Annotated in this window: 3 protein-coding genes; 2 read left to right on the top strand and 1 reads right to left on the bottom strand. The window is 76.4% G+C overall.

Going from position 1 to position 15,126, the window contains the following annotated elements; all coding sequences use genetic code 11:
- The first annotated feature begins 13 nt into the window (after positions 1–13).
- On the top strand, positions 14–9,400 hold the full coding sequence (locus BUE45_RS32805) for a hypothetical protein (RefSeq protein WP_073384392.1): 9,387 nt from the start codon (positions 14–16) through the stop codon (positions 9,398–9,400).
- A 211-nt stretch (positions 9,401–9,611) separates the two neighbouring features.
- The gene (locus tag BUE45_RS30510) at positions 9,612–10,895 is read left to right on the top strand and encodes a S8 family serine peptidase (protein WP_073384391.1); all 1,284 of its coding nucleotides are present in this window, start codon (positions 9,612–9,614) and stop codon (positions 10,893–10,895) included.
- Between the two features lie 2,264 nt (positions 10,896–13,159).
- On the opposite strand, the gene eccCb is transcribed toward BUE45_RS30510, so the two are convergent.
- The coding region (eccCb, locus tag BUE45_RS30505) for a type VII secretion protein EccCb (RefSeq protein WP_245833623.1) at positions 13,160–15,126 on the bottom strand (1,967 nt) is incomplete at its 5' end.

Raw genomic sequence — 15,126 nt, 5'->3', positions numbered from 1 at the left:
CCCCGACCCCGCCGTGGTCGGCGACCTCTCCTGGCCCAAGGACCTGCGGTCCGTCCTGCCCCCGCCCGGGTCCACCGAGGTCCAGGTGTTCAGCGCCCGGGTCCACGACCTGGACACCCTGGGTCCGGACGGACGCTCGCTGACCGGGGAGACGGGCGAGGGCTCGGGCACCCGCCGCGCACCGGCCGAGGAGCCGGGCGGCGACGAACGGCCCGCCCCCGTGCGCCGCGACCCCGACCGCGACGACGACCCGGACGACGACCCCGACGACGGGTCCGGAGCCGAGACCACCGACGACGAACGCGACCCCGCCGACCCCGACGTCTACGACGGCTCCCTCACCGTGGACCGCGACGGCGAGGCCCACGACCTCGACTACCTCGTCGGCTCCCGCATGGTCGGACCCGGCCGGCTGCGCACCGACGGCGTCCCCGCGGCGATCGAGCGCTCCCTGCGCGGGATGCGCCCGCGCATGCCCCGGGCCGTGCGGGATCAGGTGCTGGCGGAGGTCGACCGCATCGCGCGCCAGGAGGGCATGGACCCGTTCTTCACCGGCAACGGGCGCGAGGTCACCGTCGGGACCGACGGGAACCGGTGGTCGGTCCGCGTCAAGCTGTCCTCCGACCGGCCCGACGGCGAGGGCCCGCCGGCCTACCGGCACGTGCCGATCCGCGAGGGCGAGGGCACCGACGCCGCGATCATCGGCGGCCAGGAGCGCACCCGCACCACCGCCTCCGGCGACACCCTCACCCGCGGCGCCCGCCGGGGCGTGAGCGCCAAGTTCACCGCCAACCCGCTCTACTTCGGACCGACCTTCCTGGGCGACCCGATCGGCCCCAGCCTGACCGTCGGCGGCAGCGGCGGCAGCGGGCTGCGCTCGGCCGCGCGGGGCGGCTCCGCCAAGGCCACCGCCGTACAGGCGATGGACAACAGCGCGCCGGCCGAGGTCTACACCGCCGACCTGCGCATGGACCTGGGCGTCACCCCGCCGGCCGGGGCCCCGACCCGCGCCCCGCGCCCCGCTCTGGTGCGCGACGGCATGGCCCTCGTCCTGTCCGGCAAGCCCGACAAGCGCGCCGAGGACGCCCCGGCCCACATCGTCCTGGCCCCGCGCCCCGGCGACGGGGACGGCGGCGCGCCCCGCCGCACCCCCCGGACCCTGCACGGCGGCCTGCCCATCAAGATCGAGCGGATCGTCCCCCACGGCGGGGCGGAGGGCACCGCCCCCACCCACACCGACCTGGGCACCTGGCTGGCCGACCGCCTCGTCCCCGACGGCGCCGAGGGCGCGACCGGCACGGGCGCCAAGGCCCGGACCGCGCGCGACCTGCACCGGACCCTGCGGACCCTGTTCGACAACGACTCCCTCCAGGAGTACCTGCCGCACCTGTCCCGGGGGCCGATCACGCTCAAGGTCTCCCAGGGCGACGGCACCTCCCGGATGGTGCGCCTGGCGTCCTCGGCCAACGAGTACCGGGCCTTCGGACACGCCCCGCACCTGGGTGAGCTGACCCGCCACGACGGGTCCGAGCACACCGTCTCGGCGTCCGGCGGCCGGAGCAGGAGCTTCGGTTTCAGCGTGGGCGGCGGTGTGAACATCGAGCTGTCGCTCCCGGGCGGCGGCATGACCCGCATCGACGTGCCCACCCTGGAGTACGTCTACTCCCGCACCCTGGACTCGGAGACCCTCACCTCCTCCCGGACCGGCTCGCGCCGCACGATCGCCCGCGACATCGCCGGCACCGAGGACTTCCTCGCCTACCGGGTCGAGCGCGACCTCTCCGTGCACATCGAGGGGGAGCCCGCACCGCACACCTTCACCGGCGAGACCGTCGAGATCGTCTCCCGCGGCGACGCGGACGCGCTCGACGACGCCGCCGGCGCGGGCGCCGGGCGGCGCGACCCGGGCGAGAACCCCCGCCCGCCCATGGCCCACCTGCGCGGGAACACGGTCACCGACCTCAGCGGCACCACCGTCATCGGCTTCGAGCGGACCGCCGACGACGACGGAGCCGCGGACCGCGACGGGGACGGGGACGACGGCGGACGCGATGCGGGCCCGACGGTGTACGAGCGCCTCCAGCGCGAGGTGCTGGACGCCGTCGCCGAGCGGCACCCGGGCATGGTCATCCCGGACATGGCCCGCAACCGCAAGGACTACGCGCTGCGCCCCGGCAACGAGGAGGCCTCCTTCGGCGAGAAGAAGTGGCGCGAGGTCTACGGCCTGCGCCGCAACTACAACGTCGCACGGGAGAACACCCTGCGCGTCCTGGACGCCCTGGCCCCCGACCGGCTGCACTCGGGCGACACCGACCTCACCTCGGACCTCGGCCTGACCATCGACCTCGCCGAGAACGCCGCGGTCGACCCGCCGCTCACGCTCAAGGGCAGGGAGCTGGCACGTCCCGACAGCGTCACCGTGCACGTCCACGCGGCCTTCGGCGCGCTGGCCTTCGACGGGCGCACCCCCACCGAGACCGGCGTGCGCCTGGGCGGCGACGCCAAGAGCGGTGCGGCGCGGGGCAAGGGGGCCTCGCACACCCTCAACCTGACGGCCGGGGCGGGCCTGCTCCGCTCCCGGGACGCCGACGCCCGCGGCATGGGCCACCGCATGGGCGGGGCCTCCGCGACCCTGAGCGGGTCCCGGGCCCACTCCTCGGACACCTCGCGCGGTGTCTCCCACGCCTCCGACGACACCATCTTCTTCCCCGGCGGCTCCGACATCTGGCGCGGACCGGTGGCGTTCACGGCCCGCATGAGCGACTACGAGGGCTCCGACCGGGCCCGCGGCACCGACCAGAGCACGGACCTGCTCGCCGCCCCGATCCGGGCCGACTACCGGGTGATCACCCCGCGGGTCCTCACCGAGAGCGCCCGGCCCGGGCCGCGGGCCGGACGGCACTCCCACGACGAGCTGTCCACCGCACAGGCGCGCGCCCTGATCGAGGGCCCCTTCTCCCCTGCGGGCGACGGGGACGCGGCCGGGGGCCGCGACCGGCGCGGGGAGCGGGGACGCGACGGCGACGGGCACCGCGAGCGCCGGACCGGCGGCGACGGCCGCCGCGGGGAGCGTGCGGAGCGCGACGCCGACGGCGCGGAGAGGACCGGGCGCGAGCGCGGCCCCCGCGACGGCGAGACCCCCGAGCAGGCGCGCGAGCGGCGCCGCGCCGAGGACCTCGTGCGCGTCGGCGGCTCCGTCGAGCGGATCAACGTCGGCCCGGCGAGCCGCACCTTCGAGCTGTTCTCGGACTTCCGGCGCGGCCTGTTCCAGGGCTTCGAGCGCAAGCTCCGCACCTACCTCAACACCACCGGCGGGCGGACCTACTACCAGGAGCTGCTCTCCCCCACCGGCATGGCCGACGACCCCTCCACCACCGCCCCGAGCGGCCGCCGGGGCCGCACGGAGATGAGCGGCGGGATGCGCTCGCCGGGCGACGTGCGGGCCACCACCGCCACGCGGGTGGAGCCCGAGCGGATCGAGGAGTTCCAGCAGGTCGAGATGCAGATGATCACGCACGGCGAGACCGGCGTGGAGATCGGCACCTCCGACACCGTCACCAAGAGCGGCACCTTCCGGGTGGGCGCCACCGGCGGCGGGAGCGCCAACCGGACCGTCGACGAGGCCGCCCAGCAGGACCCCGACACCGCCGTCGCGCCCGCGGGCGCCGTGCGGCCCATCCCCGTGGGCGGGTTCGGCAACACCTGGAACTTCTTCCGGTCCGCCCGGGGCACGACGGGGAAGGCGTCCTTCACCTCCTCCACGACCATCGTCCCCAAGGCCGCCCTGGGCTACGCGTTCCGCCTGGCCGGGCGCGTCAGCCAGGCGGTGGAGCTGCTGCACAGCCGCGGCGTGGTCGTGCCCCAGGCCTGGAAGACGCGCTTCCGGGGGTGGACGGCCAGTGTCCAGGACCTGCTGTCGGGCTACATCTCGGCCCGGGACGCCCAGGAGGCGGGCATCGTCCTGGACCGCGTCACCGAGAACGAGGACGGCACCCTCGCCCTGACCCCCCAGGACGACCCCGCCGACATCACCGACGTCCGCGTGCGCCCCGGCTTCGAGGACTCCGGCCGGCGCGTACGCCCCGCCGACCCCACCGCCGCCCTGGAGACGCTGGTCCGGCGGCTGCGGGCGCAGGGGTACGAGCTGACCGGCGACAGCCGGGAGAGCCTGTTCTCCTCCCTCACCACCCGGCTCGGCAACACCTCCGGTACCAGCGAGCCCGTCGCCGTGCGCGTGCGCCGCACCTCCGGCTCCGGCGAGCCCAACCCCGGCCGCGGCTCCGACGACGCGCGGGTGTACGTCGAGCTGCGCACCCGGGAGCGCAAGGTCGAGTACCTGGCCTCCAGCGACGCCGTCATCGAGTCGCACACCTGGACCGCGGGCGGCGGAACCTCCCGGTCCACCGGCACCGGCAACACCGTCGGCGCCGAGGGCGTCTCCCTCCAGCCCACCCCCTTCCGGGGAGACGAGAACCCGCCCGGGCAGGAGCCGGGCAGCCGGCCGCTGTTCGTCTCCCCGGCCGCCTCCGGCGGTGTCTCGACCTCCGACACCGACACCCGGGCCCTGTCGCAGGAGAGCACGCACACCGTGCAGCTGGAGACCAGCGGCCCCTACGCCAAGGTCGAGCAGGACAGCGAGCTGGTCCTGACGCTGCGCGGCCCCGACGACCTCAGGGTCCGGGCCCGCGAGGACTCCGGCCCGATCCACACGCTCTACCCCTACTCCTACCTCGACTTCTCCCCGCGCACCGAGGGGACCGGGGACTCGGACCGCGCCTCCTCCCCCGACACGGAGACGGGCGGCGGGGACCGCCGGCCGGTGGCGGGTATCGACGACGCCCCCGCGCCGGGCCGCACCGCCCTCCAGGCCCTGGGCGACCGCGCCCGCGCCCTGTTCACGGGCGGCCGGGCCACCCGCCTGCCCGAGAACCTCGTCATGATGCCCGTGGCCGTGGAGAACGGCGGCGCCGCCGTCCGCGACACCGCCGCCGCCGTCATCGCCCGCTCCCTGGGCTGGAAGCCCAAGGCGTCCGACCGCGCCGGGGACCGGGGGTACACGGCCGAGGGGGTGGCCCGCGCCCGGGAGTTCACGGCCGACCGGCTGCACCTGGACCGGCGCCACTCGCCGATCGACAGCGGTCTGGAGTCCGTGGCCCTCAAGGCCCTGTTCTCCCGCACCGCCGGGGACGCCGACGGCGTCGCCCTGACGGACCTGGGCTCCACGGGCTGGCGGATCACCGCCCTGCCCGACTTCTCCGGGGCCCGGGTCCTCGACGCGGTCGCCGGTTCGCGGCTCAGCGTCACCACCCAGGAGAAGCAGACGCTCGCGGAGTCCTCGGCGCACACCTCCGGGACCGCCCTGGACCCCTCGGTGCGCCCGGCCGGGCTGACCACCGACAAGGAGGTGTACGACAAGCACACCGGCGTCCTGGCCGGCGCGCTCAACGCCCCCCTGGGCTCCACCTCCGCGACCGCCGCCGACGGCCGCGAGTCCTCCAGCGCGCACCCGCCCCGGTCCGAGACCCAGCGCCTGGGCCCCGCCTACCTCGTCGAGTTCGACACCACCTGGCTCGTCAGCGCCTCCGCCAAGGGCGGCGGCGTCCACTCCGGCCAGACCCGCGGCACGGTCGCGGCCTGGGTGCCCCGGTCCGACGCGCTGCGCCTGGGCCTGGTCACGCCCGAGCAGGCCGCGCGGCTGGACGCCGAGGCCGAGCGCGTCCACGACGCCGCGGACGTCATGGGCGAGCACGAGAAGGACTACGGCCGCGAGCGCGGGCGCCTGGAGGAGCCCGTCCGCGACTACGTGCGCGCCCACGGGGAGCACCGGACCTGGCTGGCCGAGCACGCCCCCGGGTCCGACGACGGCTCCCGCAGCGGCTCCTCCGAGACCGCGGACTGGGCCGCCGACCGGCTGGAGGAGGCCCGGCAGGCCTACCGCGCCCAGGAGGAGCGCTACCGCGACGGCCTGCACCGTTACGAGGAGAGCACCCGCGCCTGGGTCCGGACCCTCAACGGCGCGCGCCGCGAGTTCGACGTCCCCGCCGCCGAGCGCCCCGCCCCCGGCGGCGGCCCGGCCCGGACCCGGGTGCTGTCCGACACCACCCTGCGGGACACGGTCGCCGCCGAGCTCGACCACCGCGCCGGCGGGGAGGAGGCCGACCCCTCCGCCAACCTGCGCGAGAAGGTCGACGAGATGGACGGCACCGTCTCCGACCTGCAACGGCGCAACGACCGGGCGCGGGAGGAGAACACCAAGGCGGCCGAGCTGCTCACCCGGGTGGAGACCCTGCTGGAGGACCACGCCGCCCGGACGGCGGCCCCCGGCGCCGGGGCCGCCACCGCCCCCGCCCGGGTCGCGAACCTGCGGCCCCGCGTCGCGGCGTTCCTGGACGACCTGGACCGGCTGGTGGCCCAGGAGCGCCAGGACCCGGCCGCCGTCGCCGCCCTCAACCGGAGGCGCGACGCCCTGCTGGCGGAGGCCGCCGCCCTGCACGCCGAGACCGAGGGGCGCCGGGAGGCGTTCGAGGAGCAGGCGCGCGACACCCGGGCCGTCCTCGACCACGCCCTGGACCGGACGCGCCGCCCCGAGGGCCTGCTGGACGGGGCCCGGGACAGGATCACGCGCGTGCGCGCGCAGGCGCTGTACAACGAGAGCCTGCACCGGCCGATGGCCCGGGACGCCAGCGACCCCGCACGGGCCGCCCTCCGGGGCAACGTCGACCGGCTGGGAGAAGGGCTGCGCGGGGCGCGGGAGACCGCCCGCGACCTCTCCGGCGCCAACGACGCGGCGCGCACGCGCGTCGACCGGATCACGGCGGCCGTCGACACCGTCGCCCGCCGGGACCTGCCCCGGATGGCGGAGGGCGCCCGGCTGCCCGCGGAGGTCGCCGCGCTGGCCCGCCCGCTGGTCGACGACGCGCTGACCGACCTCCAGGACCGGGTCGACCGGGCGAACGGCGTGTTCGACCGCGCCCCGGACCCGGCCCCGCTCGGCGAGGCCGAGCGCCTGCTGGGCGACCGCGCGGCGCCGGTGCCCCCGGCCGACCCCGGCCTGGCCACCCCGGAGCGGGTCGCCGGACTGGGCACGCGGGTGGCGGACTTCGAGCGCGACCTCGCGGCCTACGCCGCGCGGGCCGAACGCGGCGCGGACGAGGCGCAGGCCCTGCGGGAGCGGCACGAGGCGCTGGCCGAGGAGACACGGGACCTCCTGGGCCCGGTGGGCGAGCGGGGCCTGCTGGTCTCGACCGAACTCGGCGCCTCCCGCGACGCGGCCGGCCGGGCGGCCGGGCACGTCCCGCCCTTCCGGCGCCTGCTCGACGCCGCAGCACGGGAGCTGGGGAACCTGCGTACCCGGATCGACGGCGCCGACGACGCGTACGGCGCGCTCATCGGGCCCGAGGGCGAGGCGCGCACCGACCTCGACGGGCTGCACACCGGCATGGACGGCCTGGACGGCCGCCGGACGGCGCTGGAGACCCGGGTCGCGGCCGTCGAGGCGGCGATCCTCGACCTGACCGGCACGCGCATCCCGGCGCTGGCCGCGGAGGTGGACGCCCTGCGCCCGCTCAACCGGGACCTGCGGACCCTGGAGGCGCGGCTGGACGACCTGGAGGTGCCCGCGCCCACGCCGCGCGCCGAGGACTCCGACGGCTCCGACGGCTCCGACTCCGACTCCGACGATGACGACGCCCCGCCGCCCGGCACCGGACGCGGCGGGGACACCGATTCCGTGCGCGGCGGCCGGACGGCGCCCCCCGGCGGCGGGTCGGCGCCCTCCGGGCGCGGCGGCGGGGAGTCCTCGACCACGACGGGGGACGGCGACCGCGGCTCCCGGTCCCGGCCCGTGCGGACGGAGACCGCCGCGCGGGACTCCGACGCGGCCCTGTTCGACGACGCCGAGGGCGCCGACACGCGCGAGGCCCCGCCCGCCTACGGCGCGGAGCAGGCTCCCCCGGCCTACCCCTACTCCGAGCTGCTCGACCGGCTGCGCGACGGCAAGGACCCGCTCCTGCCCGGCAGCGGCGGGTTCAAGGGGCTGCTGGACCCGGACACCCTGCTGCCCGCGACGGGCACCACCGACGTGTTCGTGTTCCCGGCCTTCGTGCCCGACTCCCCCGAGCCGGCCCGGCCGCCCACGATGGCCGAGACGTTCGCCGACGCCCTCAACCCCACGCTCGCCGAGCCGTACTCCCCGACCGGCTCCGACCAGGACATGCTGGACGTGCACCGCCGGTACGCGACCGGCACGGGCGGCGACCCGGCCGCGGAGCAGGCCGGCGCCCCCGCGCACGACGGCGGGGCCCCGGCGGACCCGGCCGCGCAGAGCCCCGACTGGAACGCCTACGTCGACCTGCCCGACAGCCCCGCGCCGGAGCAGGCCCGGGAGGAGGCGGACTCCGACGCGTCCATGGACGACGCGGACTCCGACGGCGCGTCCTCCGACGGCTCGGAGAGCGAGGGGGCTCCCCCGCCCGTCCCCGGCGACCCCTCCACCTACCCCGGGCACGTGGACGGGGAAGGGTTCCGCCGCTTCGCGGACACCGACGAGGCGGACGCCTACGGCGAGCTGATCCTGCGCGACCAGGACCTCGCCGGCCTCCCCCTGCACCGCCGGCCGGGGGAGCAGCGGCGCGCCGTCTTCACCTACACGGCCTCGTCGTGGGTGAACGTCGTGGCGCGCGCCGGGGACCGCGCCACGGGACAGGTGGTCCTGAACGAGTGGGCCGACGCCGACCGCGACGCGGCGGCGGCCGGGGAGGAGGCCTCCGAGGGGTGGGACCTGTACGAGGTCAACGACCGCACCGCGCCCACCCTGGACGACCTGCGGGAGGCCCGGGGACGCCCCGGCCTGACGCCCCGGCAGCGGAACCTGGTGGAGCGGGTCCTGGCCGACCCCGACCCCGAGGAGGCGCTGCGGGACGTCCTGGAGCGCTCGGGCGAGAGCGGCGCCATGGCGGAGTTCAACGGCGGGCGCTACCCGCGGCTGGAGGACGCCGAACGGCTCATGGGCATCCTGGACGCGGCGATCGGCCAGCACCTGCCCGAGGCCACCGCCGCCGTGCGGACCCTGTACTCGATGGACCACCTCACGGGGTTCGACGGCCGCGACCCGCGGTCGGTCATCGGGCACGTCCAGCGGGACCCCGGGTACATGTCCGCGGCGCTGGGGGACGTCCCGGCGGTGGTCGGGGACTCCCCCGACCCCATCCGGATCCACTTGCGCCTGCCCGCCGCGACCCCGTTCCTGTGGGTCGGGGACGCGAGCCTGTACCCGGAGCAGCGGGAGATCTTCCTGCCCCGCCGGCTGCCGTACGTCATCCGGCAGGTGAGGGTGCGGGGCCGGGAGGTCCTCATGCTCGCCGAGGTCCTGCCCCCCGCGGGCCCCGGAGCGTCCGGGTGAGCGCGGACCCGGCGCGACCGCCGCCGGCGAGACGGACGCCACTGCCGGGCGCGGCGGACAGCCGTTAGGGTGTGTTGCGCGCCCGGCGCGGCGCCGCGGCCCCGGGCCCGGCACGGCCCCGCCGACGGCGGCCCCGCCCCCGGGGCGCGCCGCCGTCCGCGCCCCTTCACCTCGCGCGCCCCCGCTCCGCCCCCTTCGACAGGAGAGCCCGTTGAGATCCACCCCGGCTCCCGGCGCCCCGCGCCGCCGGGCGGTCGGCCGCGCGGCGGCCGCCCTGCTCCTCGCCCTGGGCCCCGTGGCGGGCCCGGCCGCGGCGGCGGCCGACACCGCGGCCGACGAACCGCCGCCTCCCCTGCCCCAGGTCTTCGAGTTCAAGGGCGAGCGCCAGGCCTGCTCCCAGATGGGCACCGACATCGTGGAGCAGGAGCCCTGGACCCGCGCCGCCCTGGGCCTGGACCGGGCGCACCGGCTGAGCACGGGCTCGGGCACGGAGATCGCCCTCCTGGCCCCGGAGCTGGACGCCACCGGCCCGGCGCTCGACGGCGTCGTGGAGGGCGGGGGTGCCACGGACTGCCTGGGGCACGGGACGTTCGTGGCGGGCGTGGTCGCGGGGCGGGCGGTGGAGGACAGCGGGGCCCTGGGGGTCGCGCCCGGCGCCGCCCTGAGCTTCCTGCCGGCCGGGGACCCCAACACCGGGATCACCCCTCCGGGGCAGCTGGCCGCGCGCATCACCGAGGCGACCGCCGCGGGCGCCGACGTCATCCTCGTGAGCACCGCGGCCTGGGAGAACAGCACCGCCCTGGACGAGGCCGTGACCGCCGCCGCGGCGGCCGGCACCCTGGTGGTGGCGCCGGCGACGGTGAACACGGTGCGCGGCCCGCTGGCCGGGTACCCCGGCCAGCACCCCGAGGCGCTGAGCGTGGCGGCGCACGACCCCGAGGGGGCGCCGGTGGTGGCCTCCCCCGTGCTGCGGATGGACGGCGAGCTGGTGCGGGTCGACGTGCTGGCGCCGGGAGACCTGACCGCGGGGCCCGGCCCCGGCGGCGGGCACGTGATCGGCGCGGGCTCGGGGGTGGCGGCCGCCTTCGCGGCGGGGACGGCGGCCCTGCTCGCCGCCAAGGAGCCGGACCTGACCCCGGAGGAGATGCGGCAGCGGCTCATGTCGACCGCCTACCCGTCCCCGTCGGGCTCGCGGGACCCGGTGGGCGGGGGCGGCCGGGTCGACCCCGTGGCGGCGCTGACCACCGGCCCGGCGGGCGAGGCGTCCCACGCGGCCGGGGACCGGTTCGTCCCCGACCCCTCGCCGCTGGGCGCGCTGGACGCGCTCCCGACCTGGGCCGTGATCGGCGGCGGCACGCTGCTGATCGTGATGTGCGTGCTGGGGGCCGCCGTGTTCCGCAACGGACGCGCGCGCGGCTGGCGCCCCGCCGCCCCGGGCGAGCCGGTGCCCACCGGCCCGGTGCCCGAGCGCGTGCCCGAGCCGCGCCACGGCTGAGCCGGGCACGGCCGCGCCCGGCCCCGTACCGCCCCAGGGCGGTCCGGGACCGGGTGTGTGGTGTTCCGGGGCGCCCCCACGACCCCACGGCCCGCCCTGCGCCCCTCAGGGCCGCATATCGGTCGCACCGGCCCCGGGGTTCCGGCCCCGGCCCTGGCCGTAGAGCGTCGCTCCCACCCTGTCCGCAGGGGGTTGTCCACCCGCCCGGTGCCCCCGACCCCAGCCGGAGGGCATCGCGCCGACCCGGGCCGCAGAGAGTGAAGGCCGCGGACACCTGCTCCGCCGCGCCCCTGGCGGTTGTCCACCCGCCTGGAGTGCTCAGCCGTGGCCGGAGGGCATCGCTCTCAGCTCAGGTCGCGGGGGTGAGAGCTCGACCGGAGTTCTCCAAAAGTCCAGCCATCTGGAAACGGCGGCCAGCGGAGCGTGGACCTGGCCCCGGCGCAGTCGGCGGGCGGCAGCGTGGCGGGCCGGTGCGTTGGGCGCGCGTCGTGGGTGGTGGGGGTGTCATCCGGGGCTGGGTCAAGCGAGGCGATCCCAGCCCAGACACAGCGGCGGGAGGAATGCCCCCTGAAAAGGACCAGGCGCGCGAGGAGCGGCCCGAACGTAGAGCACACCCATGCCCTCCCAACGCCATAGGGGGTGAAACGTGCGCTCTCTCTGGGCCCCAGGCACAGCCGGAAAGCGTTGATCACCACCCCGACCCCAGGCGGTTGACGAGGGCGTACTCGGCTCCGCGAACCCCTGGGGGTGAAGGCCGCGGACACCTGCCCCGCCCAGCCAGTGGGGGTTGTCCACCCGCCCGGAATCCCCGGCCCCAGCCGGAGGGCATCGCTCTCAGCTCAGGTTGCGAGGGTGAGAGCTCGACCGGAGTTCTCCAAAAGTCCAGCCATCTGGAAACGGCGGCCAGCGGAGCGTGGACCTGGCCCCGGCGCAGTCGGCAGGCGGCAGACTTCCAGGCCGGCGCGTTCGATGCACGTCGCCGGTGGTGGGGGTGTCATCCGGGGCTGGGTCGAGCGAGGCGATCCCACCCCAGCCCTTGAGACGGGAGGAATGCCCCCTGCAAAGGACCAGGCGCGCGACAAGCGGCCCGTACGTAGAGCCCACCCATGCCCTCCCAACGCCATAGGGGGTGAAACGTGCGCTCTCTCTGGGCCCCGGGCACAGCCGGTCAGCGTTGATCGCCACCCCGACCCCAGGGGGTCGACGAGGGCGTACTCGGCTCCGCGAACCCCTGGGGGTGAAAGCCGCGGACACCTGCCCCGCCCAGCCACCGGGGGTTGTCCACCCGCCCGGAGCCCCCGACCCCAGCCGGAGGGTGTCGCGCAGACCTCAGGTCGCGCGGGGTAAGGCCGCGGCTACCTGCTCGCCCGGCCGCGCGGGAGTGAAGGCCGCGCGCACCTGCATGCGCGCGGCTCGGTGCGTCGTGGTGCGGGAGGGCGCTTGGGTGCTGGTTACTACGTCTGGGGCTGGTGTTCCAAGCGAGGTCGGGAGCAACCGCGCGACCCCGGTCGGACCATTCCTCCGTTCCCGCATGGTCGGGCAGGGCAGGCCTCGCCCGGACCCGCCCCCGGACAGCACACCCCCACCACCCCGGACGTGCGCCCCACGTGCTCGCCCGGCCGTCTGCCGCCCGTCGTATCGTGGGGGCGGATCCGGCTCCGCCGGTCTGTACCTTTCCAAGCGGCGGGCGTCTTGGAAGCCAAAGGTTCTGGTCGGGCGCGACCACAGACCGCCGTTTCCAGCGGGTGACCGTCCTGGAAGCCTCCAAGTCCGTTTCACCCCCTGGAGCGGAGCACGCGGGAGCGTGCCCCGACACCCCCTGCGGCCGGGCCGAGCGAGAACGCGCAGCCTTACCCCGCGCGACCCGGCGTGGGAGCGATGCCCTCCGGCTACGGCTGAGCACTCCAGGCGGGCGGAAAACCGCCAGTTGCACGGCGGGCAGGTACCCGCGGCCTTCACCCCCCGGGTTCGCGGAGGGAGGTACGCCCTCCCCGACCCCCTGGAGCCGGGGCATGGATCAATGCTCACCGGCTGTGCTGAAGGCCCAGAGACAGCGCACGCTCCACCCGCCACAGCGTTAGGAGAATGGGGCAGGTGCGCTCGGCTTTACCCCGGGCGGGTACCCGCGCCCCCACCCCGCGCGACCTGCGGTGGCAGCGCCACCCTCCCGCTACGGCCGAGCGCTCCAAGCGGGTGGACGCCCCCCGGCGACGGGCCGGGCCCGCGCGGGCCGGGACCGCCCCCGGCCCGCGCGGGCGGCGCGCTCAGGCGCCCTCCTCCTCCGCGATGGCGAGCTGGACCTCCACCGGGTCCCGGCGGGAGATCCACAGGGCGCGGCCCGGCGCCATCCGGCGGGCGCGGATGCTGCCGAAGAGCATCCCCTCCGAGGGCGGGGTGGAGAGCATGATGCTCGGGGTGTTGAGGTCGATCAGCGAGCGGATGAACGGGTCGCCAGTGGCCCGGCCGAACCCGCCCGCCGCGTGCACGAGGATGACGTGCATGCCGATCTCGGCCCCCTGGGCCAGCATCGACGCCAGCGGCGCCATGGGGCTGGGCCCGCTGCCCGCGACCAGCTCGAAGTCGTCCACGATGACGAACAGCTCCGGCCCGGTCCACCAGTCGCGGAGCCGGATGCGGTCGGGGGTGATCTCCGGGCCGGGCATGCGGACCTGCATGGCCTGAGCGGCGGCCTGCATCATCTCCCGGACGCTGTCCCCCGTCACCCCGTACCCCAGCTGCATGTCCTTGGGCACGGCGTTGTAGAGCTGGCGGCGCTGGTCGCCCAGGACGACCCGCGCCTCCGCCGGCCCGTAGTGGCGCCGGATCGCGTTGGTGATGTGCCGGACCAGGTTGGTCTTGCCCGACTCGGTGTCGCCCACCACCAGCAGGTGCGGGGTGGCGCCGAAGTCGTGCCAGAAGGGCTGCATGCGCCGGCTCTCCAGGCCCATCGGCACCCGCAGGACGCCGCTGGTGCCCTCCAGGTCCGAGGGGGGCAGCTCCGAGGCCCGGAGCATCGCCGGGAGGGTGCGCACGGGGGGCGCCGGGGGTCCGTCCCAGGCGTCCTTGGCGCGGGTGATGATCTCGCCCATGCCCGCGGACACCGTCACCGCGTCCGCGTTCCCGTCGGCCCGGGGCAGCGCGGTGAGGAAGTGGTGCTTGTCCTCGGTGATGCCGCGGCCCGGGACGCGGGGCACGGTCTGGGCGGCCCGCATGTGGATCATCGAGTCGACCGGGTCGCCCAGGCGCAGCTCGAAGCGGGTGCCCAGGAGGTCGCGGACGCTGGTGTTGAAGTCCGCCCACCGCGGCGAGGCCACCATGACGTGGACGCCGTAGTTGAGGCCGCGCTGCACGAGCTGGACGATCGAGGCGACCAGGTCCATGTTGTCCTGGCGGATGGTGCCCCAGCCGTCCACGATGAGGAACACGTCGCCGTGGCGCTCGTCGGCGAACTCGCCCGCCGCCCGCCGCGCCCGGTACGTGGTCATGGAGTCGATCCCGTGCTCCGCGAAGAACGTCTCGCGGTGGGAGAGGATCTCGTGCATCTCCATGACCGTCCGCACGATGCGCCGCTCGTCGTTGCGCGCCGCGACGCTGCCCATGTGCGGCAGCCCCTTGAGCGCCTGGAGCAGGCCGCCGCCGCAGTCGATGCCGTAGAACTGCACCTGGGCGGGGGTGTTGCGCAGCGCGAGTCCCAGGATGAGCGACGCCAGGAGCGTGCTCTTGCCGCTCTGGGGGCCGCCCGCGATACCGACGTTGCCGCCGGCCCCGGCGAGGTCGGCGACCAGGGGCTTGCGCTGGTGCTGGAAGGGCCGGTCGACGACGCCGACGGTGACCCGGAGCGAGCCCTGCTCCTCCCAGAGCAGCCCGCCCTCGGGGATCGCGCTCCCGGTCATGCGCTGTAGCTCGTCGAGCAGCGGCGGCACGCCCAGCGGCGGCAGCCAGACCTCGCGGGCGGCGGGGCCGTGCTCGGACAGGCGGTCCAGGGCGATCTCCAGCAGGGAGGTCTGCACGTCCTGCGGCTCCTCCTCCACGACCTGCTCGACGACGGTTTCGGACACCTTGACGGGCGCGTCCGTGAACAGGACCGTGGCGGCCTCCACCGAGCCGTTGACGCGCACGGCGCGCGGGCTCACCCGGTAGGCCCCCGAGACGTAGGCGGCCTTGAAGCGCGTCAGCGTCTCGGTGTCGGTCTTGAGGTACCCGTTTCCGGGCGCGGAGGGCAGCCGGTGCG

Origin of the sequence: Nocardiopsis flavescens, from assembly GCF_900141985.1 — a bacterium.
GTDB lineage: Bacteria > Actinomycetota > Actinomycetes > Streptosporangiales > Streptosporangiaceae > Nocardiopsis > Nocardiopsis flavescens.
This window is presented reverse-complemented; position numbering and strand designations above follow the sequence as displayed.